This window comes from Allobosea sp. CRIB-10 (assembly GCF_900112185.1).
Taxonomy (GTDB): Bacteria; Pseudomonadota; Alphaproteobacteria; order Rhizobiales; family Beijerinckiaceae; genus Allobosea.
Genome location: NZ_FOKP01000018.1, coordinates 1 through 25,937, shown reverse-complemented (window position 1 = coordinate 25,937; position 25,937 = coordinate 1). Strand labels below are relative to the sequence as shown.

The window sequence follows — 25,937 nt, the reverse complement described above, 5'->3', positions numbered from 1 at the left end:
GCAATGACATGGGCGGAGGGCCATTGCTCGCTGCGCTCAGCCGATCGCGCCGATGTCGAAGACCGGCGGCAGCTGCTCGAAGGTCTGGCGCACCGTCGTCAGCGTCCGGGCCAGCAATTCATGGCTCATCCGCCCGCCCAGGCAGATGCGGATGCCGCCGCCATGACTGGGGCCGGCGACGAAGGGATCGGACGGAGTCACTGCGATGCGCCGGTCGGCGAGCGAGCGGACCAGGCTGTCCTCGGTCCAGTGGGCGGGGACCTTGAGCCAGGCGCAGAGCGAGAGCGGATGGCTCGAGGCGACGTGCTCGCCGAGCGTCTCCGCGACGATACGCTGGCGCGTCGTCGCCTCCGCACGCTGGACGGCGAGCAGCCTTTGCGCGGTGCCGTCCTCGACCCAGCGCGTCGCGATCTGGGCGGGCAGATAGGTGCCGCTCCAGCTGGTCACGCGCAGGATCGAGGCGGCGCGGATCGAATAGTGCGGCGGCACGACGAGATAGCCGACGCGCAGGCCGGTCAGCACCGTCTTGGTGAAGCTGGTGAGGAAGAAGCCGAGATCGGGCAGCATCGCGGTGATCGACGGCAAAGGCTCGGGGATCAGCGGCTTGTAGACCTCGTCCTCGACAACGAAGACGCCATGGCGCTGCGCGATCTCGGCGATCGCGCGGCGGCGCTCGGGACCCGCGACATGGCTGGTCGGATTGTTGAGCGTCGGGATGAGGACGAGCGCCCGCACCCCGCCGGCACGGCAGGCCGCCTCGAACGCATCGGGGCGAATACCCTCCTCGTCGGTCGGCAGACCCTTGAGGCTGAAGCCGAGGACATTGGCCAAGCCGATGACGCCGTGATCGGTCAGGTTCTCGGTCAATACGAGGTCGCCTGGACGGACCACGCAGGCAAGCGCCAGGAAGAGCGCATGCGCAGCGCCGTTGGTGATCAAGACGCGCTCGAACGATGTCTCGACGCCGAGCGGCCCGAGCCAGAGGCGCGCCGCTTCGCGATGGCGGTCGAGGCCCGCGATCGGCCGGCACGGCCGCATGAAGGCGCTGGTGTCGTCCTCGGCCAGCGCCGCCAGCGCCTGGCGCGAGGCCGCCTCATGCGCATCGAGATAGACGCCGCGCACGATCGAGAGGTCGACGACCTCTGTCGGGCTGCGGTCGAGCATCAACCGCCCAGCCTGCTCGGTGACGCGACTCCTGACGAAGGTTCCGCGCCCGACCTCGCCGCTGAGATAGCCGAGACGCTCGGCTTCCTTGTAGCTCAGGCTGACGGTCTGGACGGAGATGCCGAGCTCGCGGGCGAGGTCGCGATGGGTCGGCATCCGATCCATCGGCTTCAGGATGCCGGCGTCGATATCCGCGATGATGCGCTCGGTCAGCGCGGCGTGCTTGGTCGCGCCCTTCTGCTTGGTCAGGGCCGGGTGCCACTCGACGGGCTTCTCCACAATCTGGGAAAGCCTGTTGCCGGAAGGCCGTTCGGCTTGACGGAACATAGGATTGTCTCGTTCTTAGGAAGCAGCGATCATGACATTATGCACGCGCGGTCACCGAAGATGAAGCTCGATCCGATTGACCTCAAGATCGTCGCGGCCCTGCAGTGCGACGGCCGCATGACCAAGCTCAAGCTTGCCGAAACGGTGGCGCTGTCGCCGGCGGCCTGCTGGGAACGGCTGCGCCGGATGGAAGAAGCCGGCGTGATCAAGGGCTACACCGCCATCGTCGACCTTGAGCCCGATACGCCGCAGACGACCGTGATCGTCGAGATCAGCCTGAAGAGCCATCAGCAGGCGGATTTCCGCCGCTTCGAGGACGCGGTGGCGAAGGAGCCGGCCATCGTCGCCTGCGACGCCACCGGCGGGGGAATCGACTACATCATGCGGGTGGTCGCCCCCGACATCGACAGCTATCAGCGCCTGATCGACCGGCTGCTCGATCCCGCGATCGGCATCGAGCGCTACTACACCTATGTCGTGACCAAGAGCGTCCCGCTCGTCGAAGTGCATTCTCCGCCGAGAGGGCATCGACGGCTCCCGAAATGAAAGCAAACGCGAGGGGGCGCTCAGGCGATGCCCAATGTCTCATTCTGGCGGATACCGGTGGAAAAATCGGCCTGGGTAGCGCCGCTGGCACGGACGTCACACCTCCGGCAACGCCGACGCATTCAGCAGTATCGGCCAATTGCCGACATTGGCTTTGCGATCGGCAGCAGATGTTCAAGAAGGCGGTTTGCCAATATTCGCGTCGGATGATCCCGGCCCACCGTGTTCCGGGCTGTCAATGTAAAGTCTCGCTTCGTCACGGAGCCAGCCGACGAAGGCCTGGACGTTGACGTTCTCGTCGAAGCGCTTGGGGTAGACGACGAAATAGGCGTCCTCGCAACGCATCCGGTGCGGATAAGCCACCATCAGCGCGCCCGACTGGATCTCCTCCCGCACCAGGAAATCCGGCAGGATCGCGACGCCGATCCCGGCGATCGCGGCCTGGATCACCAGGGAATAGTACTCGAATTTCGGCCCGGCGATGCCGTTGACGCCGCTGGCGCCCGCATCGGCCAGCCAGTCGCGCCAGAGATAGGGCCGCGTCGTGTGCTGCAGCAAGGGCAGACGCGCGAAGCCCTCGGCGCTGACCAGCGCCTCGCCGCCGATCAGCTGGGGTGCGCAGACCGGGATCACATGCTCGTCCATCAGATGGTGGATGCGGGCGCCCGGCCAGGTCGGGCTGCCGAAATGGATCGCGGCATGCGCCTTGTCCTCCTCGAAGCTGAACGGCCGGATCTTCGAGATCAGGTTGATGTCGACGGTCGGATGCGCGGCGATGAAGCGGGCGAGCCGCGGCACCAGCCAGCGCGAGCCGAAGGTCGGCAGGCAGGCGACGGTCAGCACGCCGCCCTTGCGGCCATGCGAGAGCAGCCGCGTGGTTGCGACCTCGACCCGGTTGAGCAGGCTGCGCAGCTCCTCGGCATATTCCTCGGCTGCAACGGTCGGGGTCAGCCGCTGCTTGTCGCGCAGGAAGAGATTCTGGCCGAGCAGCTCCTCCAGCGCGGCCAGACGGCGGCTGACGGCGCTCTGCGTCAGATTGAGCTCGGCCGCGGCGCGCGTGACGCTGCGATGGCGCGCCACCGCCTCGAAACAGGCAAGGTCCCGGGTCGGCGGCAAGGTCCTGCGCATTGATTGTCGCCTCGGCCCACCTCATTCCAATTCGGAATGATCTGCATCGGAAATCAGCAATGGGCAAGCCGTCCCGCGAGCCCTAGCTTCCGGTATGAGGGAACGCGGCAGGCAGGCGCGACACCTGCGCTCGCAAGACGGCGCGGGACGGCTTGCCGGCTCGACAAGACAACAAGGGGGAGGACCATGAGGCTGGCGACGGCATTCGCAGGCGCGCTGATCGGGCTGGGCAGCAGCATGGCCCTGGCGCAGCAACCGGTCCCCGAGATCAAGGTGCTGACCTGGCCCGCCGCCAAGTACCAGCACTATTTCGAGACCTCGAACTATGTCGCCGAGGGCTGGCGTAAGCTCGGCCTCAAGGTCACGCTCGACCCGCAGCCCTTCCCCAATCCGATGCTGTCGAAATGGTTCAAGGAGCATGATTTCGACGTGGTGATGTCGGTGCTGTCGGGCTCGCCGCAGCGCTCGGAGCCGGACTTCTTCACCAACGCCCAGTTCAATTCGCGCAACAGCGCGCCGGGCGATTCCAATGTCGGCTCCTTCTCCAGCCCGAAGGTCGACGAGCTCGGCAGCAGGCAGCTCGCGCTCTATGACGCGCAGGAGCGCCGCAAGGTGATCCACGAACTGCAGCGCGTCCTCGCCGACGAGCAGCCCGAGGCGGTGCTCGCCTATGTCGTCAATACCTTCGCGATGAACACCGCCAAGGTCGAGATCCCCGGCTATGAGGACACCTCGGACGGGCCGCGCTCGCTCTGGAACATGCTGCGCTTGACCTCGAAGGCCGGCACGGCGGTCAAGATCGGCCGCACCATCGACCAGGGCACCTTCAACCCGCTGGCCGCGACGATCGTCGAGGACTTCAACACGCTGAGCCTGGTCTACGACAAGCTGGTCGAGCTCGGCCCCGATGGCTCGCCGCGCATGTGGCTGGCACAGGCGCTGGAGGTGGTCGATCCGACCACCGTGGTGGTCAAGCTGCGCCAGGGCCACAGCTTCAGCGACGGCAAGCCGGTCACCGCCGAGGACGTCAAGTTCTCCTTCGACTATCTGAAGCGCTGGGACGCCGCCTATTTCAAGAAGTACCTGGAGAAGCTCGCCTCGGTCGAGGTGGTCGACGCCACGACCGTGCGCTTCAAGCTCACCGAAGCCTACGCCCCCTTCATCATCAACACGCTCGGCCAGGTGCTGATCCTGCCCAGGCATGTCTGGGGCGACGTGGTCGAGAAGACCGGCATCGCCAAGCCGCAGGATTTCCGTAACACCCCGCTCGTCGGCAGCGGCCCTTATGTCCTGCGCTACTGGCGCGAGGGCCAGGAGATCTCGCTGCAGCGCCGGGCCGACCATTTCGCCAAGCCGGCCTCCGACCTGCTGATCGTCGTCTTCGGCTCGGCCGAGCTCGTCGGCGCCTCCCTCAAGAAGGGCGATATCGACGTCTCCTTCCAGCCGATCGTGCCGACAGTGGTCAAGGAATTCGCGGCCGAAAAGAACGTCAAGCTGATCCAGGCGCGCTCGAACGGCCATATGTCGATGCGCTACAACACCGCCCGTCCTGTGCTCGCCAGCAAGGCGCTGCGCCAGGCCATGGCCCATGCCATCCCCTATGACGCGATCATCGAGGAAGTGCTCGGCGGCGATGCCGGCCGCAGCGCGACGCCGATCGTCCCGGTCAATGCGTTCTGGCACGACGCCTCGATCCCGCTGCCGGCCTATGACATCGACAAGGCCAAAGCGATCCTGAAGGCGGCCGGCTACAGCTGGGGCCCGGACGGCGCCCTGCGCGCTCCGGCCAAGTGATAGCTGCCGGTCCTGCGATGATCGACGTCCGCGACCTGACCAAGCACTACGCCGCGGCGGCGGGCCTGCGCTCGCTGCTGCCCGGCCGGCGCGGCGAGATAACCCGGGCGGTCGAGGGCGTCAGCTTCGAGATCGGCGCCGGCGAGGTGCTCGGCCTCGTCGGCGAATCCGGCTCGGGCAAGTCGACCACCGGGCGCCTGCTGGTCGGGCTGGAGACGCCCACCTCGGGCTCTGTCCGGATCAACGGGGTTGACAGCACGGCCGCGCGCTCCCGTGACAGGAAGGCCTTCCACCGCCAGGTCCAGATGGTCTTCCAGGACCCCTATGGCGCGCTCAACCCGCAGCACACGGTCGAGGAATTGGTCGGCCGGCCGCTGCTCTACCAGGGCGTGCGCGACCGCGCCAAAGTCGCGGAGAGCGTCCGCGCCGTCCTCGCCGAGGTCGGCCTCAACCCACCCGAAAGCTATCTCGCCAAGCATCCGCACCAGCTCAGCGGCGGCCAGCGCCAGCGCGTCTGCATCGCCCGCGCGATCATCCTGGAGCCCAGCTTCCTCGTCGCCGACGAGCCGGTCTCGATGCTCGACGTCTCGATCAAATGGGACATCGTGCGCCTGCTCAAGCGCCTCGCCCGCGATCGCGGCATCGCCATGCTTTACATCACCCATGACCTCGCCACGGTCGGCGCGGTCTGCGACCGGCTCGCGATCATGTATCGCGGCCGCATCGTCGAGACCGGCCCGGTCGAGGAGGTGCTGTCGGCGCCGCGCGATCCCTATACGCGCACGCTGATCGCCGCGATCCCTTCGGCCGATCCCGACATCGTCCGGGTCCCGCCGCCTGCTCTCCAGCAAGCGGCGCTCTGAGCCATGTCCGGCTATCTGCTCCGCCGTTTCTGGCACATGCTCCTGACGCTGTTCGCCATGGCGACGCTGATGTTCTTCCTGTTCCGGCTGCTGCCGGGCGACCCGACCGCGACCGTGATCAGCCCCTCGCTCTATCCCAAGGCGCAGGAGGCGATGCGCCAGCAATTCGGGCTCGATCGGCCGCTCTTCGAGCAATACCTGCTCTATCTGCGCAATCTCTGCGTCCTCGATTTCGGCTTCTCCTTCCAGACCAACCGGCCGGTCTTCGAGATGATCCAGGGCCGCCTGCTCAACACGATCCTGCTGATCCTGCCCTCGATGCTCGCCGCCTATCTGCTGGGCGCGGTCATCGGCGCGATCGCCGCCTGGAAGCGCGGCGGCGCCGCCGAGGTCAGCCTGGTCTTCACCGCGACTGCGCTGCAATCGGCACCATTGTTCTGGCTCGGCATGCTCGCGATCCTGCTGTTCTCGATCAAGCTCGACCTCTTCCCGATCGGCCATATCGTCACGCCGGGAATGTTCCCCGAGCAGGATTGGCGGATGTATCTCTCCGCCGACTTCCTGCACCATCTGGCGCTGCCCTTCCTGGTCAACACGCTCTACCAGCTCTGCTTCCCGCTGCTGCTGATGCGCTCGACCATGCTCTCGACCATCGGCGAGGACTATATCGAGCTTGCCCGGATGAAGGGGCTGAGCGAGCGCCGCGTCCTCTTCGGCCATGCCGCCCGCAACGCGCTGCTGCCGCTGGCGACGACGCTGCCGATGATCCTCGGCTGGGCCGTGGCCGGCTCGGTGGTGATCGAGACGGTGTTCTCCTGGCCCGGCCTCGGCCTGCTAATGATCGAGGCGATCAGCCGCGCCGATTATCCGGTCGCGCAGGCCGCCTTCCTGCTCATCGCCGTGCTCACCGTCTTTGGCACTTTCGTCGCAGACCTGCTCTACGGTCTGCTCGATCCACGCATCGTCTACGCCTGACCATGCCGAGCATAATCCTCGACTTCTTTCGCGCGGTCTGGCGCGGCCCCTTCGGCCCCGCCGGCCTGGTGATCCTCGGCCTCTGCGTCGCGCTCGCCATCCTCGGGCCCGCCATCGCGCCCTATGATCCGGTCGCGCGCAACTATGACGCCGCCGGCAAGCTGCTGCGGCTCGCCCCGCCCTCCTGGCAGCATTGGCTCGGCACCACCCTGCTCGGCCGCGACGTGCTCAGCCAGATGCTGGTCGGCGCCCGTCCGGCTCTTCTGGTCGGCGGGCTGACGGCGCTCGGCACGGTGGTGATCGGCGTCAATATCGGACTGATCTCCGGCTATTTCGGCGGCCGGATCGACTCCTTCCTGATGCGGCTGACCGACATGTTCCTCGGCCTGCCCTTCCTGCCCTTCATCATCATCGTGCTCTCGCTCACCGGCCGCAGCCTGACCACGATGGTGATCGCCATGACGCTGGTGATGTGGCGCTCGACGGCGCGGGTGGTGCGCGCCCAGGTCCTGTCGCTGCGCGAGATGCCCTTCGTCGCCGCCGCCCGCATCACCGGCGCCAGCGATCTTGCCATCATCTATCGCGAGATCGCACCCAACATCATGCCGATCGCACTGGTCAGCGTCGCCTTCGCGCTCGCCTGGGCGATCATCACCGAGGCCAGCATCGGCTTCCTCGGCTTCGGCGATCCTTCCGTGGTGAGCTGGGGCTCGATCGTCTACGACGCCTATGCCTCGCAGATGATGTACCGCGCGCCCTGGTGGGTTGTGCCGCCGGGCATCGCGATCATGGTGCTGGTCTCGGCGGTCTATTTCGTCGGCCGCGCCTATGAGCAGGTCGTCAATCCGCGCCTGAGGACGGGCTGACGCCATGCCAGCAAGCGAAACCCGTTCCCTGCTCTCGATCGCCGGCCTCAGCGCGAGCTATTCCACGCCGCGCGGCCCGGCCAGCGCCCTCGCCAATATCGATCTCGCGCTCGGCCAGGGCGAGAATCTCGGCCTGATCGGCGAATCCGGCTGCGGCAAGAGCACCCTGCTCAAGACCGTGATGGGCGTGATGCCCGGCAATGCCCGCATTGACGCCGGCAGCATCGCCTTCCAGGGCCGCGACCTTGTCTCGGCCAGCACCGAGCAGCGCCGCGCCGTGCGCTGGGCCGGCATCTCGATGGTGACGCAAAGTGCCCTCAACGCGCTCAACCCTGTCCTGCGCGTCGGCGACCAGATCGCCGAGGCGATCCTCGCCCATCGCCAGGTCTCCCGCGCCGAGGCCTGGCGCCGCACGCAAGAACTGCTGGCCATGGTCGGCGTCGCGCCTGAGCGGGCGCGCGACTATCCCCACCAGTTCTCCGGAGGCATGCGCCAGCGCGCCATCATCGCCATGGCATTGGCGCTGGAGCCGCCGCTCGTCCTCGCCGACGAGCCGACCACCGCGCTCGACGTCGTCGTCCAGGACCAGATCTTCCGCAGCCTGCGCGAGCTGCAGCAGCGGCTCGGCTTCTCGCTGCTCTTGGTGACGCATGATCTCGCCCTCGTCATCGAGAACTGCGAGCGCGTCGCGGTGATGTATGCCGGCGAGATCGTCGAGACCGGGCCGACACGCGACGTGATCCGCCGACCGGCCCACCCCTATACGCTCGGCCTGAAGAACGCCTTGCCGCGGCTCGGCAGCCGCGACGAGCCGATCGCGATCCCCGGTGGCCCGCCCGATCTCGTCGAGCCGCCGCCCGGCTGCCGCTTCGCCGCGCGCTGCCCTTTCGCCTTGCCGCTCTGTCGGAACGTGCCGCCGCATCTGGCCACCATTGCGCCGGGGCGGCAGGCCCGCTGCCATCGCGCCTTCGAGATCGACGCCCTCGCGCCGCTGGCGGCGCTGCCTCAGACCTGGGACGCCCGGCGCGAGCCGCCGCGCTGATCACCGGTTCGGGACTGCACCGCGGACCGACCCCTCACAATCCAACCCGACATGGAGATCGACGTGAACTACTTCGCCTATGCCAATCTCATGGACATCGACCTGATCCATGGCGTCGCGCCCTCGGCGAAGGCGCTCAGCATTGCCTGCCTGAGGGATTACGAGCTCTCCTTCGGCACGACGACGGACGGCGCCTACAACGGCGCGCGGCTCGCCCCGGTCAAGGGCGCCGAGACCTGGGGCGTCCATTACGAGCTGTCCGAGAGCGACATGGCGGCGATGGACAAGTCGGCCGGCACCGACAAGGGTCATTGGGCTCACAAATCCATCCTGCTTCATACTGCCGATGGCGAGGTCGTGGCGTCGACGACCTACGACATGCCGAACCCGTCGGGACCGGCCGGCGCGCCGGCGCACTATGTTGAGCCCCTGCTCAAGGGCGCGCGCGCCAACAAGCTGCCGCCGGCCTATATCGCAAAGCTGGAAAAGTTGCTGAAGGGCGTGTGACGAGTCGCTGCAGCGATCCCGGCTGCGACGACTGGACACTCCGGCATATCCCGCCGACGAGCGCTCCTTCGCGTGGGGGCGCCCTTGCTGCCAAAGTGGACCGCCAAGTAGTCGATGATGTCGGCTCCTTGGCTATCTTTTCGGAACGCTCGCTGAGCCTCGACGTCGATGTCGGGGCTCATATCGATGAACTGGTCCGCCGCGAAGAGTGATAGCAGATGCTCAGGGCCGAGCCCGCCGGTCCGCTGTCCTATGAGGATTGCTGTGCTTCGCAATGAACACGAACCTCATGTCGCGTCCTTCGCGAAGCAGGCTGCGGCCTTCTTTGGGATGTCACGCTCCGCCTTGAGGTTGGCGACCTCCCGCTGCAGCTTCTCGATCTCCGACTGCTCCAGGATTCACCTGCCTGGGGCCTCGGCTCAGCGGCAGACCCTTCGGCCATTGACGATCGCGCAGCGCACCGGCGCCGGCCTGACGACCACGGCCCGCGGGGCCGGTCTCACGACCACAGCTCCGGGCACGGGGCGGCGCGCGACGACAGCTCCATTGGGCCCGGCGCATCCTGCTCTCACGACACCTCGTGCACAAACGACGGCATTCGCTTCCACCGGGATGGTGATCAGTGCCAGCCCGAGCATGCCAGCAGCCGAGATCAGAGTTTTCATGATGCCTCTCCTTGTCGATGATGGAAGTTCCGTCGGTCCCCGGGGCACGGCCGCAGCGCAGCCGAGCCCCGGGTCAATGGTTACTGCAGGTATTCCAGCTTAATCTCGGCGATCTCGGCGTTGAAGGCGAACGGGGCCTTGTCGACATGATCGAGCGATGCCGGGGAGCCGAGATCAGTGCCGATCGGCCACCGTCATGAGCCTGCTCCAGGATGACGCGCGTTATCCTCCGGGCGGACGCTACGGCTTCATCTCGATCCCGAGCTTCGCGCGCATGTCCTTGAACACGACGGCGATCGCTTCGATGATCTTCTTGTCCTGGTTGGCCTTGCAGTACTGAATGACCTCGTGCTCGGCTTCCTTGCCCTTCTTGACGTCGAGGAAATGCTTGCGGGCGAGGCCGTTGTACCAGCCGCTGTACCAGGCGGTGAGCATGTCGGCGTCTTCCTGGAAGGTTCCCGCGAGCTGGGCGCAGGTCAGCTTCTGGACGTCGATGAAGCCCTTCTCATCGGCATAGGCGCTCAACCGGGTCTGAGCGCCCGCGGCCTGCAGCAACAGCAAGCTCAAGGCCGATGCGGCAAGGGCCTGGCGGATCATCATGTCGTCTCCATGTCTCGAATTGTACGAACGAACGGCTGGGCGGGCGGCTCCTGCCTTCCCAAGAGAAGGCAGGAGCCGGATCGTCAGGTGAGTTTCCGGGCCGCGGGAATCGTCCAGCTGCCGTTGATGATCGAAGGGTCCGTCTCGTTCGGCCAGTACATCCGCAGCATCAGGATGAAATCGCCGGCCGGCGCGGGAAGCCAGTTCGACTCCTTGTCCTTTCCGGGCGAATCCTTCTGGATGTAAAGATCCGTCGAGCCGTCCGGATTGGTCTGCAGGTTTTGCCGTGCGCTGACGGAGTATCGATTCAGCGGATTGTTCACGAAAAAGTACTTGTCGTCATACATCGTCAGCGACCAGAAGCCCTCGACCGGCGGCAGGCGCCCCTTGGGGAAGCGCATGACGTATTTGTTCGCTCCATTGTACTTATGCCCGTCGGCATCCGCCTTCGAGGTCGGGTAGACCGCATCCTGCGGGCGGTTGGCGCCGAGCCCGATCGCCGTGATCAGCGCCCGCATCAGGTAATCCGTGCCGTAGATGCCGGTCTTCGTGGTGAACGCCCAGCCGTTCTGCTGCGTGATCGCCTTGTTGATCTTGAACTGGAGCATGATCCTGTCGAAGGCGATGTCCGGAATGCGCTTGGCGAAGTCCGCCTTGAGCTTGCTCGCATCGAACGACTGGCCGGGGACAATGCCGATGCTGGCAAATCTCGCGAGCTGAGCGGCGTCCGCTTCCGAAGGGGGGTTCTCCTTCATCAGCTCGCAGAGCAAGGTGAAATAAGCGACCGCGTCCATGCGGTTGACCTGGTCACGGACCGCGGTCTTCATGTCGATCGACGGATCGGCCTTGCCGGCGGGCGGTGTATAGGGCTTGCCGTAGGCGCTCAGCGGAACGAGCTTGAACTCGTCCTGCAGCTTGTGCACGGCGGCATAATCCTCCGGCGTGCCGGTGCAGTAGATGCGGCCGAGCAGCCAGACGATGTCGGTGGATGATTTGCACTCCTTCACGCCCTCCGGCAGCGTGCCCTTCCAGCCGGGGCCGGTGATCGCATAGGTCTGCACGCCGGTGCCGGTGGTGCGCTTGCCCGGCACCTGGAACACCGTGGTCCAGCCGTCGAGCATCGGCAGCAGGAAGTAGCGCCCCTTCATGTCCGGAACGCTGAGCACCCAGGGCTCCTTGCCGACATCGAAGAAGGCGGTCGTGTAGAGCGTGTCGGCGTTCGGCGCCGTGACGTCCTTGAATGAGGCGTCGGGATAGTTGCGCAGCTTGATGATATGGCCCATCGGCGCCCGGGTGCCGACGGGCTCGGCGACATTGGTCATGATTCGACGGGTCATCTCCATCGTCACCAGCGGATAGCCGAAGATGTAGGCGTCGGTCGCGAGCCAGAATTCCTCGAGACCTTCGCCGAGGCCGAGGAACGCTCCGTGTTCCGCGAGCGCCGCGTTGCTCGTCGCCGCGCTGGCGAGCAAGCTCATGCCGCCCAGTGCGGCGGAACGACGGGTGATCTTCATTTGTCTGCCTCCTCAATGTTATCGAGAGTGGAACATCGACCTGAAGGCACGCCTTCGCACCGACGCTGCCGATCAGAAGCGCGCCGTCAGGCCCAGGACCGGTCCGTGCGTCAGCATGTCGTATTCGTAGTGCGACCTGCCGCGCCCTTTGGAAAAGTCGACATAGAGCGCCCGGTATCCGAGCATGCCGCTCCAGGAGGTGCTCGCAGTGCGGGCGAACTCCCAGTTGAGATAGCCCATGGCCTGCCAGGAGAGATCGCTGCCGGCGCCGAAGCCGCCGATATCGGCGCGCAGCACGAGCTCGGTCGCCGGCGAGAAATGATGGCGCAGGCGCAGGCCGACCAGCGGGTCGAGCCAGGTGACGTCGCCGGATGCGGCGAGGGCGCGGCCGCGGCGCAATGTCAGGTCCGCGATCGACAGACCCGCCGTCAGCGCCAGGCTGGCCTCGGCGTTCTGCCACCAGAAGCGGCCGCCGCCGTAGAGATCGATCGAGGTCCCGGTTCCGGGTGTCGCGCCGTCCCAGCGGACCAGCTCATAGGCGAGCGCCGCCTCGGCGATGAACATCTTGAACTGGACCGAGACGGCGGCCGCCAACGTTCCTGCGATGTCGGGGTTGACGCTGCGGGCGCGGGCGCCGCTGTCGGAGACGCCGAGCTTCATGTAGGTAAGGTCGGTCATGATGCCGAAGCGCCCGTTGCGGGCCTCGAAGGCCCCCATCAGGCCGAAGAGCTCCTCCGGAATCGGGCGATCCAGGATCTCGCCGAGCGGGGCGTCGATCTTGGTGGAGCGGCCCCTGACCGTGGTCGTGCCATTGATCGATGGCAGCCACCCATAGGGCATGGCGATGTAGGTCCAGGTCGGCACCGGCGGCAGTGGCGGAGTTGTCGGACGCGGTGGCAGGTCGGCGGCGAAAGAGGCCGTGCCGATGCAGGCAGCAGCACCGGCGAGTGCGCGAGCCGTCCGAATATTCCTCGATCCCGCGCGCCGCATCATGCCCCCTTGGGCCAGCCTGTCTCCCTTGGCACCCTGGCGGCGCTTCGATCATGGCTGGTCCTGCCTGGCCATTTCGCGCCGGCCCGCAGGGCGTGTCTTGCCATTTCGTGCCAAACGCAGCGGCTCAGCGTGAGCCGCCGGTATTTGGGCTTTCGCTACGGAACATCTTGCCGTTCCTGTATCGGCGCCGATAAGCGGCGGGTCGAGTCTTCATCATCCGCATGAAGGTGCGGCTGAAGCTGCTCGGACCGGCATAGCCGATGCGCGAGGCGATCTGCGAAATGCGCTCGCTGGACTCGGCAAGGAGATGGCAGGCGGTGTCGAGACGCACTTCGGCGACGATCTCGCTGTAATTGGTGCCCATTTCGGCGAGACGACGCTGCAGCGAGCGCGCGCTCACGCCCAATTCCCTTGCGGTATCTTGGAGGGATGCGCCATTGTGTTGCAGCGACGCTGCAATCGCCGCGCGCACCGCATATCGGGAGGGCAGATGGACTAGCTTCATGGCCACGTCGTCAAAGGCTGAAACCTTTGCAAACCGTTTGAACGATTGGGCCATTTGATGACTGAAGATTGCGTCCGTCTGGCCATCAGACGCCAAAATCCAACAAGAGCAGACATCATCCTGAGATAGCCGACGCGACGTCATCGCGGAGCAGCCTGCCAGCCGTGGAATGACCAGATCAGTAAACCGATCGATGCTGCAGCCGGGGGGCGGACAGTATGAGCGCGATTCCTTTAGCCCGTTGCCAATTCCTCATTCCTTTCGCCGACATCCACGACGAGGCAGGTGGCCCGACGACTTCGCTTCTGGAGAAATTTCGGCTGCCTGCCTCCTTGGAAGAAAAAGCCGACCACTTCGTGCCCTTGCTACCGATGATACGCTTCGCCGAAGTCGCGGGGAGATCGCAAGGCATCGCCGACCTGGGGTTTCAGGCCTCGCGGCGTCTGCAATTTTGCCATCTCAGCGGAGGGCTTCGGACTCTGATCGGTTCGTCGCCGACGCTCTTCACCGCACTCCAACGCGTCTGCAAATGGGCCTCGCTCGAGGACACGGTCCTGCACATGTGGCTCGAGCGCGACGATGACCATGTGAGGCTCTGCAGCAAGCTCGCCGGGACCGCCGGGATGCCGCATCTCGAGCACTCGCAATGGCTTCAGAACGTCCTTCCGATCCACATCGTCCGGGAATTTGCCGGACCGGACTGGGTTCCGGCGAGGATGGGCTTTGAAGCCCGTTACACGCCTCATCGCGATACCCTGGCCTTCTGGCAAGATACCCGCTTCCTGCCCGGCCAGAAGGCGTCCTGGATCGAGGTGCCGACGTCGGATCTGAGCCGTCCCAATCTCGGGCACAAAGAGCCGGCCGCTGCGTCCGATGATGAAGCCGGACCAGGCGATGGCGATTTCGTCAGCACGCTCAGACTGATGTTGCCCTCATATCTGGGCGAAGGAACTCCGACCGTCGCGCAAGTCGCCGACATGGTCGGCACCAGCGTCAGGAGCCTTCAACGCAGGCTCTCGGGCGTCGGCCTGACATTCTCGGACATGCTCGGCGCGGCCCGGTTCGACAACGCGGCCAGGCTGCTGCGCGACAGCGATGCCAAGATCATCGAGGTCGCGTTCTCGTCGGGCTATGTGGACCCGGCGCACTTCACCCGCGCCTTCCGGCGGATTTCCGGAGTTACCCCGCGGCAATATCGTGAACAGTCGAGGCTGCGATAGGCATCGGCGTCGTCGCGAGCCCAGCCGTTGATTGGCGCGAAATGGCAAGTCTTCCAGACGCAGACGCTCCATAGATGAACGATCGGGAGAAGAACCATGATTGTCCGGATCGCCACCTTCCTTCTGAGCTTCCTGCTGATCAGTGCGCACGCTGAGGCGCAGCCGCGTCCCGCCGGACCGCCCAGCGCAACCATCCGCATCAAACAGCTGCAGGTCGCCTTCATCGGTTCCGGCGCGATCGGCGGCGGCACGCTGCGCTTCCGCAACAACAGCTAGGACCTCACCGTCGGAGGGCTCGGCATCGGCGGAATCGGCGCCTCGCGGCTTACGGCGACCGGCGCGGTCTATGGTCTGAAGGACGTCGAGGACGTCGCCGGCGCCTATGTGCAGATTCGCGAAGGCTGGGCGATCGGCCAGCAGGGTCGTGGGACACTCTGGCTCCGTAACGCCAAGGGCGTGGTGATGCGCCTGGCGACGCAGAGGAGGGGCCTGCAGCTCTCCCTGGGTGCAGACGGGGTCTTGATCGGGTTCAAGCAGTAGGGCCGTGCGCAAGCCCCTCATCAATTGCCGGCGTTCATCACTGCGCCGAGAGGAACGGATGGCCTCGCGCGGCTGCGGCAACGGTTCCATTCGACATGGCATTGCGATTTCAGGAGGGACGGGTCGTTGAGCTTGAGCATGACAAGTCGCTGACATTTGGGAATGGATCACGTCGGATGTTCGTCCGCGCCGAGCGCGAGCGGGGCCGCTCGACACCGCCCATCAGCACCAGTGACAGCGCCGCCATCACGGTCGATGCGGCCGCAATGACGGGCGTCAGGTTGTAGTCGATGTCTTCGAAGAGTTTTCGCGTGGTCGTCTTGCCTTCGATGCCGGAGATGAAAAAGGCCACGGTCGCCTCGTCGAAGGACGCCAGGAAGGAGAAGACGGCCCCTGCGGCGACGCCGGGCGCGGTATTGGGCAGCACGACGTGCCAGAAGGCCTGTGCGCGGCCGGCGCCGCAATTGAGGCAGCAAGTTCCAGAGCTGTATCGAGCAGTTTTTCGGAGTGGTGAAATACACTGAGTTCGGGCAGATGAGGTTGTTAGCACGGCACCGTTCAAGGTTCTGTTCGAGCTTTTCTACAGCTCGATCGGCATGGTCTTGCGCAGGGGGCATTGACGGCCAGAGGAGCTTCCGGAGGCCGGGCGGAACCCGGCTCGCGAATTCTTTCATGTGCGGCTAAACTTGAGCGTTCCTCTGCGCAATGGCCTCGGTGAAAATCGGCTCCCAAGCCATGATATGGCCGGTCATCAGCGCCTCGGCCTCGTCTTCGAGGCCCCGCTTGATGATCTCGATGATGCGGTAGTGCTCCGGCACTGACGCCTTCTGCCGTTCAAGGCCGTGCTGCGATCGGATTCCATAGAGCCGCATCCGGTCGCGCAGGCGCAGGACGATGTCGGCCAGGACCTCGTTGCCGGCGAGCGCCAGCAACTCCGCATGAAATGCCCTGTCGGCGGCGAGATAGCGCGGCACGTCTCCGGTTTCGACGGATTCGGCGATGGCGTCGGCCTGCGCCTCGAGTTCCGACAGGTCATCGGCCCCCATCCTGACCAGCTTGCGGAAGGCGGAGGCTTCGAGCTGCATGCGCACTTCGAAGATGCCGCGCAGTTCGTCGAGAGAGGGATCGACGACCCGGAAGCCGCGATTGCGCATCGGCTGGAGCAGCCCGTCCGAAGTGAGCTGGAGCAGGGCCTCTCGGATCGGCGTCGTTGAGATCCCGAGCGTGCGCGCCAGCGAGGGCACCGAGCAGACCGTGCCCGGCGGCAGCTCGCCCGAGACGATCGCGATCCGCAGCTGATCGACGACCTGTTCGCGCAGATTGGCATCTCCCGAGACCAGCTGCATCCGTTCCCCACCTTGCGCGCAATCGTCCGCGCTCTCTGCCACGATCAGTCGGGATATGGCGAGTCGCATCTCTGACTTGAAGTAGCGCGTCACGCGTAATACACTACCTTATGTCCGATATGCGGAATGCCGAGATCAAAGAGGGCTATTGCACCCTGTGCCGCTCCCGCTGTGGTTCGCTGAACCATGTGCTGGACGGGCGGCTCGTAGCGGTTTCGCCCAATCCGGCCCATCCGACCGGGGCTGCGCTCTGCGCCAAGGGACGGGCGGCGCCCGAGCTGGTCGACAGCCCGCTGCGGCTGACCAAGCCGTTGAAGCGGACCACGCCGCGCGGCGCGGAAACGCCGGAATGGATCGAGGTCGAATGGTCGGAAGCGCTCAACAAGATCGCCGAGCAGCTTGGTACGATCCGCCGCGAGACCGGGGCCGAGACCGTCGCCTTCGCGGTGACGACGCCGAGCGGCACGCCGATGGTCGACAGCTTCGAATGGGTCGAGCGCTTCATTCGCTGCTTCGGCAGCCCCAACCTGATCTACGCCGTGGAGATCTGCGGCTGGCATAAGGATTTCGCCCAGGCCCTGACCTATGGCCGCGGCATCGGCGCGGCCGACTACGACAATGCCGACGCCATCGTGCTCTGGGGCCACAACCCGACGCGGACCTGGCTGGCGCAGGCGACCCGCATCGCGCAGGCCCGCAAGCGCGGCGCGACCGTCGCGGTGGTCGATCCCAAGCGCGGCGGCGCCGGCGAGAGCGCCGATCTCTGGCTTGGTATCCGCCCGGGCGCCGACGGGGCGCTCGCCATGGGCGCGATCCGCCATCTCCTGACCAACCGCAGCTATGACGATGGTTTCGTCCGGAAATGGACGAATGCGCCGATGCTGGTCGATCTCGCGACGGGGCGCCTGCTGCGGGCGCGCGACCTCTGGCCGGATGGCGAGGCCGAGGCCTTCGTGCTGCTGCGCCCGGATGGTTCGGCTGTGACCTATGACACATCAGGAGCGCTGGCGCGACCGCAGGACATCGTCCTCGATGGCGAGGCAATGCTGCAGGGCGCTGATGGCCGGATGATCGCTTGCGCCACCGTGATGCAGTTGCTGGCGCGCGAGGCCGCGGCTTTCACGCCGGAGCATGTCGCCGGGATCACCGGGCTCGCGACGGACGACCTCTCCCGCTTTTACGCGCTGTTCGAGGGCTCACCCCGGCTCGCCTATCACTCCTGGACCGGCGTCGGCCAGCACTCGAATGCGACCATGATCGAGCGCGCCATAGGTACGCTCTATGCGCTGACCGGCGCGAGCGACAGTATCGGCGGCAATGTCTGGACGAGCGCGCCGCCCTTCCGCGCGGTGAATGATTATGGCCTGCTGCCCGAAACCCAGCGCCGCAAGGCGCTCGGCCTCGCCGAATTGCCATTGGGTCCGCCGGCCAAGGGCTGGATCACCGCCCGCGACTTCTGCCGGTCCGTGCTCGAAGGCAAGCCCTACCGCGTCCGCGCGCTGATGAGCTTCGGCACCAATTTCGTGGTGTCGCAGGGCGATTCCGGGCGCAACCGCGCGGCGCTACAGGCGCTCGACTTCCATGTCCATGTCGACATGTTCATGAACCCGACCGCCGAGCAGGCCGATATCGTCCTGCCGGCGAGCATGCCCTGGGAGCGCGAAGCGCTCCGGCTCGGCTTCGAGATCACGCAGGAAGCGGTCGAGCACATCCAGTTGCGCCAGGCCATGGTGCCGCCGCGCGGCGATGTCCGGGCCGACTATGACATCGCCTTCGAACTCGCCTGCCGGCTCGGCCATGCGGATGCCTTCTTCGGCGGTTCGATCGAAGCCGGCTGGAATCACCAACTCGCACCGCTCGGGCTGAGTGTCGCGCAATTGCGGGCGGCGCCGGGCGGCATCCGCGTGCCGCAGCCGAATCCGCAGCGCAAATATGCCGCGCCTCGCGGGGAGGGCGGTGTCGCCGGCTTCCCGACAGCGAGCCGGCGGGTCGAGATCTACTCAGAGCAATTGCTGGCGCTGGGCCATCCGGCGCTGCCCTGCCATGTCGAGCCGGCGAGCGCAGCCGGGCGCCCACCCGAATTGCCGCTGCTGCTCTCGACCGCCAAGTCCGGCTGGTTCGTCCACTCGTCGCATCGCCATGTCGCCTCGCTCAGGCGCAAGGCTCCCGACCCTTCGGTCGAACTCAGCCCGGCCGATGCGCAGGCGCGCGGCATCGTCTCCGGCGACTGGGTGACCGTGCGCACGCGCGACGGCGAGGCGAAGCTGCGCGCCAAGCTGGAGCCGACGCTGCCGGCCGGAACCGTGATCGCCGAGTTCGGCTGGTGGGAGGCCTGCACGCCGCTCGGGCGTCCCGGCGGGGCGGTGACGGGCGCGGCGACGCGCAACATCAACGCGATCCTCACGGATCGCGACCGCGACCCGATCAGCGGCTCGGTGCCGTTGCGGGCGGTGGCCTGCGAGATCATCCGCGACGAGGCGGCCTCGCGTGGCTGGTGGACGGGCGAGCGCGCCTTCCGCGTGAGCTCGCGCCGGCAGGAGGCCGCGGATGTCCTCGCCTTCGGCCTGGCTCCCGTCGATGGCGAGCCGCTGCCCGGCTTCCTGCCCGGCCAGCATGTCCAAGTGACCGAGACCGCGACAGGATTGTCGCGCAGCTATTCGCTGACCGGGCCGACCGAGAACCCCACTGAATACGAGATGGCGGTGCGCCGGATCGCGGCCGGCGGCGAAGGCATGCCGCCGGGACGGATGTCGACGCGCCTGCACGAGCTTGCGCCGGGCAGCATCGTCACCCTGCAGCCGCCTGCGGGGATATTCACCCCGCCCGTGACCGGCAACCGCCCGGTGATCCTGGTCGCGGCCGGCGTCGGCATCACCCCTTTCGCCGGCTATCTCGCTGCGCTCGCAAGGATCGCGCCGGAGCTGCGGCCACCCTCGGTCGAGCTCGTCTACATCTGCCGCAACGGGGTCGAGCAGCCCTTCGGCGATTGGCTAAGCAAGATCGCCGGCAGAATCCCGGAGCTGCGGCTGATCCGGGCGTTCACCCGGCCGCGGCCGCAGGATCGGCTCGGCCGCGACTATGACCGTGCCGGCCGGCCGGATATCGCAGATCTCGGCCTCGCATCCGGCTCGCGACGGCCGCTGGCCTATCTCTGCGGGCCCGACGGCTTCGTCACCGAAACCCGGGCCGCTTTGGCCAGTATCGGCCTTCCGGGCTTCGACGTCTTCAGCGAGGTCTTCGTCTCGCAGATCGAGATGCCCTCAAACCTGGTGCCGCGCCGCATCGTGCTGGAGCGCAGCGGGAAAGCGTTCGACTGGTCTGTGCAGTCAGGCAGCCTGCTCGATGCCGCGGAGGCGGCAGGGTTGTCGCTGCCGAGCGGCTGCCGCAGCGGCCAATGCGAGAGCTGCCGCCTGCGCGTCGTCTCCGGCACGGCCAGCCATCTCTCGCCCTATGACGGCGCGCCCGACGATTGCCTGACCTGCTGCGCGGTACCGCTCAGCGACCTCGTTCTCGACGCCTAGACTGCAAACCAACGGCGGCAAACCGCCATAAGAGGGGACAATGACAGATACGATCCTGAACGAACGCGCGGCTGCGCCGCGCGAAGGCGTCCTCGTGCGCCTGTCGCAGACCATGGTGGCCTTTTCCGAGCGCTGGTTCCCGGACGCCTATATCTTCGTCCTGCTGGCGACGGTGGCGGTGGCGCTCGCGGCGATCGTGCATGGCGGCTCGCCGGTCGCGGTCAGCACCGCCTTCGGCGAGGGCTTCTGGAGCATCATCCCGTTCACCATGCAGATGGCGCTGGTGGCCATCGGCGGCTACATCGTGGCGCTCTCGCCGCCGGTCGCGGCGCTGATGCGCCGGGCCGCCGCGGTGCCGTCGACCGGCCGCGGCGCCGTGGTCTTCGTCGGCGTGGTCAGCATCCTGCTCTCGCTGGTGAACTGGGGCGTCAGCCTGATCTTCTCCGGCCTGCTGGTGCGCGAGATCGCGCGGCGCAAGGACATACGCCTCGATTATCGCGCGGCGGGCGCGGCCGGCTATCTCGGGCTCGGCTTCGGCTTCACCCTCGGCATCAGCTCCTCGGCGGCGCAGCTCCAGGCCAATCCGGCGAGCATCCCGCCCTCGCTGATGCCGATCACCGGCGTGATCAGCTTCTACGAGACGATCCTGACCTGGCAGAACCTGCTGGTGATCGTGGTCGGCACCCTGCTATCGGCGGCGATCTGCTACTACACCACACCGTCCGATGCGGCTGCCAGGACCGCTTCCGATCTCGGCGTCGACCTCGCCGACGTCAAAGCCGAGCAGAAGCCGACCCGGCCGGGCGACTATCTCGAATTCAGCCCGCTCCTGACCATCCTGATCGTCGTGCTGGCGGCCGGCTGGTTCTACGAGACCTTCAAGTCAGGCAATCCGCTGATCACCATGTCGGGTCTCAACACCTACAATTTCGTCTTCCTGCTGGTCGGCGCCCTGCTGCACTGGCGGCCGCGCAGCTTTCTGGTCAGCTTCTCGCAGGCGATGCCGAGCGTTGCCGGCGTGCTGCTGCAATTCCCGTTCTATGGCGGCATCGCCTATATGCTGACGCGGGTGAAGGCCGAGGGCGCCTCGCTGTCCGACACGATCGCGCACTGGTTCGTCAGCCTCGCCAGCGATGCCAGCGTGTTCTCCTTCATCGTCGGCGTCTATTCGGCGATCCTCGGCTTCTTCATCCCCTCGGCCGGCGGCAAATGGATCATCGAGGCGCCCTACATCATGAAGGCGGCCAACGAGATCGGCGCGCATCTCGGCTGGACCGTGATGGTCTACAACATCGCCGAGACCCTGCCGAACTTCATCAACCCGTTCTGGATGCTGCCGCTGCTCGGCGTGCTCAAGCTGAAGTCGAAGGACCTGATCGGCTACACCTCGATGCAGTTCTTCATCCACTTCCCGGTGATGATGCTGCTCGCGGTCGCCCTGATGCACACCTTCGCCTACCGCGCCCCGGTCATCCCTTAGGCGCCCAAATCCATGGCGGGAAATCCATAGATCGCCAGCGCCATGGTCTCAGACGATTGCAAAGCTCGGCTGTTCATCGACGAAGCCAGCATAGGCGACCTTGCCGCGCGCATCGAAGTTGAAGCCGAGCGGCAAGATCGGGTCGATCCCGTCGAAGACCCCATGGGCGAGGTTTCAACTGCCTTCCGCGAGGGGATCAAGCTTGGCGCGCCGGGCCAGGAAGGCGCCCCATTCCGTCGTCGGAATTTCGGAGGGATGCCGATCTGGCGCAGGAGCGGCTGCGTCATCGGCGCCAGCGGCGCGAAGGAGGCGATGCCGCCGGGGGTAATGACGATCTTCTCGCCCTTGTAGCCGGCTTCCTGCAGCACTGCCTTGGCCTTGGCGATGGTGGGCTTGCCGGTGTCGGGAAAGCCGACGGCCGTCTCCCGCGGCGTATCGCAGCCGAAGACGCTCGACTCGATACTCGAACGGTTCGACGCTGCGACGTCGGCCAAGCAGGAAGGCATCGGCGACGAGCGCGAGCGGCGGAGCGATTGCCAGAACAGCGTGTCGCCGGCGAGCCGAGCATAGTTCTCCAGCCCGATATAGCGCGGCGTATCGATCAGGCTCCACTCCCGCAGGCTGATGTAGAACGCATAGAGCAGCGGGAAGAAGACGAAGACCGAGAACAGCCCCATGTTCGGGGCGATGAACAGATAGGGCGTCAGCTGCCTGCGCTTGGCCTGCAACCACTAGCGCCGCGCATCGGCCGCCGAGGGCTGGCCGACCGCCGGTCCTCTCAGGTTCTCCGCGATCGCCATCACCGCGTACTCGATATTCGAGATCTGAAAGAGCTCGGCCGCCGCGACCACAGCGCCGCTCAGGGTGGCATTCTCAGCTTTCGCAAGGGAGACGGCGCCCGGCGAGGCCGCCGCTGCCTGCCTCAAGTCTCCTGCGACAGCGACAGCCACAGGCGGATCAGCGCCGCTTCGGCTGTTTCGCGCGCTCCATTCTCGACACCGGCGGCCCACAAGGCCGCCCCGGCGGCATAGGCCCCCAGGGCGAGGCCGCCGGTTTCGCAGGCGGACACAGCGCGAAGGCGCCGCCCTTGCCCGACGGCTTCGGCGAGGGCTCGGGCGAGAGACGGTTCCGCCGGGATCGTGCCCGCGCCGAAGACGCGTAGCACCGCGCCATCCAGCGTCGCGAGCGCTCCAGCGATCATCGCGCCGGTCATGCCGGGAGACAGCGTCAGGATGCCGAGTGCGCGGTCGGCGAAACGGCGGCTCCGGAAGCGGCCCGGTGCGGGTGGCTCGGCCACCGATCGGAAGGCATCGGCAGCGTGGCTGTTATGCTTCACCAAGGCTCCCGCCGGCAGGAGTCGGCCGGCGAAGGCCAGCCAGACCCCGGGCTCGGGCGCAGCCGTCAGCGCAAGCTCGAGATTGGCCTCGGCATCGCCGCCGGCGCCCAAAGGCTGCATTGCGCCGGTCAGGATGACAGGATGCGGCCAGCCGTCCAGGGCTTGGGACAGCGCCGCCCCCGTATAGGCCATCGTATCCGTGCCATGCGTGATCACCACCGGCCCGGCCTCGGCCTCGATCAGGTCGAGCAGGCGGTTCCAATCGGCATGGGTGATCGCGGCGCTGTCGAGGAGCGGGTCGAAGGCATGGATGCGCGCCCGGCTGCCGATCGCTGCCTCGACCACGCCCGCGCCGGGCGCAAGGCCACCGTCCGAGGGCACCATCCCGATGGTGCCGCCGGTATGGATCAACAACCGCATCTCAGCCGACCCAGAGCGCCTTGGCGAGGTCGCTGAACCTGGATTGCGGGCCTTCGAACTTGTTGCGGCCGAGCTCGAGGACGTAGACATAGTCAGCGATCCGCAAGGCGTGGCGGATTTCCTGGTCGACCAGCAGGATGCCGAGATTGTCGCGGTCGCGCAGGTCGCACAGCATCTGATACACCTCCTCGGCATACATCTTGGACAAGCCGGCCGTCGGCTCGTCGACCAGTAACACCTTGGGCTCTGCCATCAAGGTGCGTCCGATCTCGGTCATCCGCTGCCGGCCGCCCGATCCCCGCTTCGGCCGGATTGCTGCGTGAAATTATAGAAACCTTCGGCCGTTAGGAGCTGGATGATCATGGCAGGCTTTTCGGCTTTGACGCGCTGGATGATGCCCGCGAAATCCTGCGTGCCGATATCGACCGTGAAGGTCACGCTGGCGATGTTCAGCTTGTCGAACCCGGCCTTGGTCTGCTGCGAGGCGGGCAGGCCGTAATCGGTGTTCTCGGCCAGCAGCCCCACCCTCTTGACGCCGGGGACCGTGGCGGCGAAGTCGACACAGCTTTCGCCGGATGGCCCTGCACGGCGTCGCGAGCGGCGTCTCGGCCAATCGGGATCATGTTCCCTGCGCAGTCCGCGTTTTCCTGGAGCGGACCCCGCCGCGGTCGAATTTGATCGCGAACCTGCGCCGCGTCGGGCCGCACGCGCCGAGAGATCCGGATCTGCCTGCGTATATCCTGCCATTCATCGATAACACGGCGTCGGGTCCGTATGTGTTTGCTGCACACGGGATTTGAGACTGAACAGCGCCGATGTCGCAAAAAAAACGGCGTTGCTGCGGGCGTAAAGCTCTGATTCAGCCGGTCCCGGTCGGAGGGAGGCGTGATGACGGGCGGGCGGCGCAGGAGGCGCTTGGCGGCGGCGTGCGCTATCTCAGCGGCACCAACCTGATCGGCTTCGCCTATCACATACCCGGCTGCACCGTCATCGACGCCATGCTGAGCTATGATTTCGAGAAGCTCGCGCCGTCTCTCAAAGGCATGGTACTGCAGGTTTCGGCCAAGAACCTGCTCGATAAGCAGTTCATGACCTGCGCCGGCTCGACCGGCCGCCGCTATGGCGACCCGCGCACCGTCTCGGCCTCGCTCAGCTATCGCTGGTGAGCGCGGCTTGCTCTCTAGACGCACCTTGCTGGCGGCCGGTGCCGCCTGGCGCCAGCGCTTCGATTCCCTCGCGCTGATCCTCGCCGGACTAGTCGTCACGATCTATCTTAGCGGCATCAATGCCATGCTGGCGCTGTTCCATCAGGAGGCGCTGCGCGATCTCTTCGTTTGGCAGGCCGGCTCGCTCAACCAGAACAACTGGCTGGCGGTACGGGCCTTGCTGCCTCCCCTCGCGGTCGCTGCGGGGCTCGCTACGCTGCTGGTGCGGCCATTGACGGTCCTGGCGTTGCAGGATGATGTCGCACGCGCCATGGGCCTGTCGTTGCCGCTGACGCGGCTCGCCACTCTCGGCCTCGCAGTTTCGCTCTCGGCCCTGGTCGTGGCCCAATGCGGGCAACATGTTCGACTTCATCGTCAGGCGTGTCGAGCAGGTGGTCGGTGCCCGGCCGCCAGTTGCTGATGCGCTGACACTGATGGCGGCAAGGCGCTTGCCAGACGGCCGGCCGAACCGGTTGTTCGACCCTGTCCGCTATCCCGAATACAAAGACGGTCCGACACGGCTGCGGCGCGTCTGCTGCATTCGCTATCTCATCCCCGAGCTCGGTTATTGCTCGACCTGCCCGCTCCCCGACGCAAGACGACGACTTCGGCGGACCGCTGCACCAAGCTCCATGCCGAGAACGGCAGCCTGGCCTGCCGCCTTGTTCGATGACATCGTGCTCGAGCCCAGCATTCGCCTTCTGGACTGGGGCGGGCGCCCAAGCGATTCGAAGAAGGCATTGAGGGCGTTCAGCGCGAGGGGAAAGCGCTCCTTGGCGACCTTGGGCGCTTTCGTCCTGAGCGAGAAGACGACCTTGTCACCGATGCCGATGGAACGGTGTTCGTCGCCTGCAGGCAAGCTGACCCGCTGCCCTTTGGCGAGCGGGTGAAGGGCCAGGGGAACCCTCACATTGAGATAGTACGATCCCGACTTGGTAGCGAAGGGACGAAGCATCGCAAGAGCCATGGTGTGACACCGCGGTGTCAAAGCGGATACCACCTAACCTCTTGTCAATGCGTAACTCTTTCTCCTGCTGAGGAAGAAAGAGTGGTGCCCAGGAGAGGACTCGAACCTCCAGTAGAGCGACCTAAGTACTGAATTATAAAGGCTTTTTCGACTTCCGCTTAGGTTGCTGTGTGAAAGGAAAATGTGAACTGCAGAGGCTGCTGACCATAGCGCCATGGCATCCGAAATCCACACAATTCGGCGCCTATTGCGGCGTCAGCTACGAGGCTCGATCTCCCTAGAAAAAGTTGGCCGCAAGCGCGGTTCTCCATCAGGCCTGTGAACCGCCCCGGGTTCGCCGGAGGCCGTTTGGTTTGAGTCAGGCTGCGATGGCTGGCTCGTCCAGCATCGCGTAATAGCGTTCCTCGGCTTCG

General features: G+C 66.0%; 27 protein-coding genes and 2 pseudogenes. 14 read left to right on the top strand and 15 right to left on the bottom strand.

What is annotated here, in order from left to right:
- Positions 1-36 precede the first annotated feature (36 nt).
- The gene (locus BMZ69_RS20555; protein WP_092160153.1) at positions 37-1,491 is read right to left on the bottom strand and encodes a MocR-like ectoine utilization transcription factor EhuR; all 1,455 of its coding nucleotides are present in this window, start codon (positions 1,489-1,491) and stop codon (positions 37-39) included.
- A gap of 60 nt (positions 1,492-1,551) precedes the next feature.
- Between BMZ69_RS20555 and BMZ69_RS20550 the strand changes: the two genes are divergently transcribed.
- Positions 1,552-2,037, top strand: coding sequence for an Lrp/AsnC family transcriptional regulator (locus BMZ69_RS20550; protein ID WP_092160151.1), 486 nt, complete (start codon positions 1,552-1,554; stop codon positions 2,035-2,037).
- A gap of 174 nt (positions 2,038-2,211) precedes the next feature.
- On the opposite strand, the gene BMZ69_RS20545 is transcribed toward BMZ69_RS20550, so the two are convergent.
- Positions 2,212-3,165: a LysR substrate-binding domain-containing protein gene (locus tag BMZ69_RS20545; RefSeq protein WP_092160141.1), complete on the bottom strand. Its 954-nt coding sequence runs from the start codon at positions 3,163-3,165 to the stop codon at positions 2,212-2,214.
- A 186-nt stretch (positions 3,166-3,351) separates the two neighbouring features.
- Here BMZ69_RS20545 and BMZ69_RS20540 point away from each other — a divergent pair, with 186 nt between their 5' ends.
- From BMZ69_RS20540 to BMZ69_RS20515, 6 genes are all read left to right on the top strand, one after another.
- Positions 3,352-4,959, top strand: a complete 1,608-nt coding sequence (locus BMZ69_RS20540; protein WP_175506900.1) for an ABC transporter substrate-binding protein — start codon at positions 3,352-3,354, stop codon at positions 4,957-4,959.
- 17 nt (positions 4,960-4,976) lie between these two features.
- Complete coding sequence (locus BMZ69_RS20535; RefSeq protein WP_092160111.1) at positions 4,977-5,822, top strand: ABC transporter ATP-binding protein; 846 nt, start codon at positions 4,977-4,979, stop codon at positions 5,820-5,822.
- Positions 5,823-5,825: 3 nt separating this feature from the next.
- Complete coding sequence (locus BMZ69_RS20530; RefSeq protein ID WP_092160108.1) at positions 5,826-6,797, top strand: ABC transporter permease; 972 nt, start codon at positions 5,826-5,828, stop codon at positions 6,795-6,797.
- Positions 6,798-6,799: 2 nt separating this feature from the next.
- On the top strand, positions 6,800-7,663 hold the full coding sequence (locus BMZ69_RS20525; protein WP_092160107.1) for an ABC transporter permease: 864 nt from the start codon (positions 6,800-6,802) through the stop codon (positions 7,661-7,663).
- Between the two features lie 4 nt (positions 7,664-7,667).
- On the top strand, positions 7,668-8,705 hold the full coding sequence (locus BMZ69_RS20520; RefSeq protein ID WP_092160106.1) for an ABC transporter ATP-binding protein: 1,038 nt from the start codon (positions 7,668-7,670) through the stop codon (positions 8,703-8,705).
- Between the two features lie 63 nt (positions 8,706-8,768).
- Entirely contained in the window at positions 8,769-9,212 is a 444-nt protein-coding gene (locus BMZ69_RS20515; RefSeq protein WP_175506899.1) for a gamma-glutamylcyclotransferase, read from the top strand.
- Between the two features lie 264 nt (positions 9,213-9,476).
- Here the strand turns inward: BMZ69_RS20515 and BMZ69_RS31275 are convergent.
- The 6 genes and pseudogenes from BMZ69_RS31275 to BMZ69_RS20490 all read right to left on the bottom strand — a co-directional run.
- Positions 9,477-9,604 (bottom strand): annotated as a pseudogene (locus tag BMZ69_RS31275) (IS3 family transposase); the annotation flags it as partial.
- A 27-nt stretch (positions 9,605-9,631) separates the two neighbouring features.
- Positions 9,632-9,877, bottom strand: coding sequence for a hypothetical protein (locus tag BMZ69_RS32165; RefSeq protein ID WP_092160103.1), 246 nt, complete (start codon positions 9,875-9,877; stop codon positions 9,632-9,634).
- A 240-nt stretch (positions 9,878-10,117) separates the two neighbouring features.
- On the bottom strand, positions 10,118-10,474 hold the full coding sequence (locus BMZ69_RS20505) for an HdeA/HdeB family chaperone (protein WP_092160378.1): 357 nt from the start codon (positions 10,472-10,474) through the stop codon (positions 10,118-10,120).
- Positions 10,475-10,560: 86 nt separating this feature from the next.
- Entirely contained in the window at positions 10,561-11,991 is a 1,431-nt protein-coding gene (locus BMZ69_RS20500; RefSeq protein ID WP_092160102.1) for a DUF1254 domain-containing protein, read from the bottom strand.
- 72 nt (positions 11,992-12,063) lie between these two features.
- On the bottom strand, positions 12,064-12,855 hold the full coding sequence (locus BMZ69_RS20495) for a hypothetical protein (protein ID WP_139219132.1): 792 nt from the start codon (positions 12,853-12,855) through the stop codon (positions 12,064-12,066).
- Between the two features lie 253 nt (positions 12,856-13,108).
- Positions 13,109-13,543 carry a helix-turn-helix domain-containing protein gene (locus BMZ69_RS20490; RefSeq protein WP_175506898.1) on the bottom strand — a complete coding sequence of 145 codons (435 nt, stop codon included), beginning with the start codon at positions 13,541-13,543 and terminating at the stop codon, positions 13,109-13,111.
- A gap of 164 nt (positions 13,544-13,707) precedes the next feature.
- On the opposite strand from BMZ69_RS20490, the gene BMZ69_RS20485 reads away from it, so the two are divergent.
- Complete coding sequence (locus tag BMZ69_RS20485) at positions 13,708-14,709, top strand: helix-turn-helix transcriptional regulator (protein WP_092160099.1); 1,002 nt, start codon at positions 13,708-13,710, stop codon at positions 14,707-14,709.
- A gap of 96 nt (positions 14,710-14,805) precedes the next feature.
- Positions 14,806-14,985 carry a hypothetical protein gene (locus tag BMZ69_RS20480; protein WP_092160098.1) on the top strand — a complete coding sequence of 60 codons (180 nt, stop codon included), beginning with the start codon at positions 14,806-14,808 and terminating at the stop codon, positions 14,983-14,985.
- 373 nt (positions 14,986-15,358) lie between these two features.
- Here BMZ69_RS20480 and BMZ69_RS20475 read toward each other — a convergent pair.
- A pseudogene (locus BMZ69_RS20475) lies at positions 15,359-15,718 on the bottom strand (ABC transporter permease subunit); the annotation flags it as partial.
- Between the two features lie 211 nt (positions 15,719-15,929).
- Positions 15,930-16,595, bottom strand: a complete 666-nt coding sequence (locus tag BMZ69_RS20470) for a GntR family transcriptional regulator (protein ID WP_092160096.1) — start codon at positions 16,593-16,595, stop codon at positions 15,930-15,932.
- A gap of 110 nt (positions 16,596-16,705) precedes the next feature.
- Here BMZ69_RS20470 and BMZ69_RS20465 point away from each other — a divergent pair, with 110 nt between their 5' ends.
- Together BMZ69_RS20465 and BMZ69_RS20460 are read left to right on the top strand one after the other, a co-directional pair.
- Positions 16,706-20,116, top strand: a complete 3,411-nt coding sequence (locus BMZ69_RS20465) for a molybdopterin-dependent oxidoreductase (protein ID WP_244543457.1) — start codon at positions 16,706-16,708, stop codon at positions 20,114-20,116.
- A 40-nt stretch (positions 20,117-20,156) separates the two neighbouring features.
- Entirely contained in the window at positions 20,157-21,596 is a 1,440-nt protein-coding gene (locus tag BMZ69_RS20460) for a short-chain fatty acid transporter (RefSeq protein ID WP_092160094.1), read from the top strand.
- On the opposite strand, the gene BMZ69_RS20455 is transcribed toward BMZ69_RS20460, so the two are convergent.
- Genes BMZ69_RS20455 through BMZ69_RS32395 form a run of 5 tightly spaced genes read right to left on the bottom strand, consistent with a single transcriptional unit; the run spans position 21,593 to position 24,099 of the window.
- Positions 21,593-22,324: a carbohydrate ABC transporter permease gene (locus BMZ69_RS20455; protein ID WP_092160092.1), complete on the bottom strand. Its 732-nt coding sequence runs from the start codon at positions 22,322-22,324 to the stop codon at positions 21,593-21,595. The two genes, BMZ69_RS20460 and BMZ69_RS20455, sit on opposite strands and share 4 nt — an antisense overlap.
- A 3-nt stretch (positions 22,325-22,327) precedes the next feature.
- On the bottom strand, positions 22,328-22,522 hold the full coding sequence (locus BMZ69_RS20450; protein WP_092160090.1) for a hypothetical protein: 195 nt from the start codon (positions 22,520-22,522) through the stop codon (positions 22,328-22,330).
- Complete coding sequence (locus tag BMZ69_RS20445; RefSeq protein ID WP_092160088.1) at positions 22,519-23,352, bottom strand: asparaginase; 834 nt, start codon at positions 23,350-23,352, stop codon at positions 22,519-22,521. Before BMZ69_RS20445 ends, BMZ69_RS20450 begins: the two co-directional genes overlap by 4 nt.
- Position 23,353: 1 nt before the next feature.
- Positions 23,354-23,629 (bottom strand): P-loop NTPase family protein, encoded by a 276-nt coding sequence (locus tag BMZ69_RS20440; protein WP_210188056.1) that lies wholly within the window; start codon positions 23,627-23,629, stop codon positions 23,354-23,356.
- The gene (locus tag BMZ69_RS32395) at positions 23,626-24,099 is read right to left on the bottom strand and encodes an ABC transporter substrate-binding protein (protein WP_092160086.1); all 474 of its coding nucleotides are present in this window, start codon (positions 24,097-24,099) and stop codon (positions 23,626-23,628) included. The genes BMZ69_RS20440 and BMZ69_RS32395 overlap by 4 nt, the downstream gene beginning before the upstream one ends.
- A gap of 179 nt (positions 24,100-24,278) precedes the next feature.
- Here BMZ69_RS32395 and BMZ69_RS20430 point away from each other — a divergent pair, with 179 nt between their 5' ends.
- The 3 genes from BMZ69_RS20430 to BMZ69_RS20420 are packed head-to-tail and all read left to right on the top strand — an operon-like array spanning position 24,279 to position 25,447.
- Entirely contained in the window at positions 24,279-24,518 is a 240-nt protein-coding gene (locus BMZ69_RS20430) for a TonB-dependent receptor (RefSeq protein WP_092160084.1), read from the top strand.
- A 7-nt stretch (positions 24,519-24,525) separates the two neighbouring features.
- Positions 24,526-24,978, top strand: a complete 453-nt coding sequence (locus BMZ69_RS20425; RefSeq protein ID WP_175506897.1) for an iron chelate uptake ABC transporter family permease subunit — start codon at positions 24,526-24,528, stop codon at positions 24,976-24,978.
- Positions 24,917-25,447 carry a (2Fe-2S)-binding protein gene (locus tag BMZ69_RS20420; protein ID WP_092160080.1) on the top strand — a complete coding sequence of 177 codons (531 nt, stop codon included), beginning with the start codon at positions 24,917-24,919 and terminating at the stop codon, positions 25,445-25,447. Before BMZ69_RS20425 ends, BMZ69_RS20420 begins: the two co-directional genes overlap by 62 nt.
- The last annotated feature ends 490 nt before the right edge of the window (positions 25,448-25,937 follow it).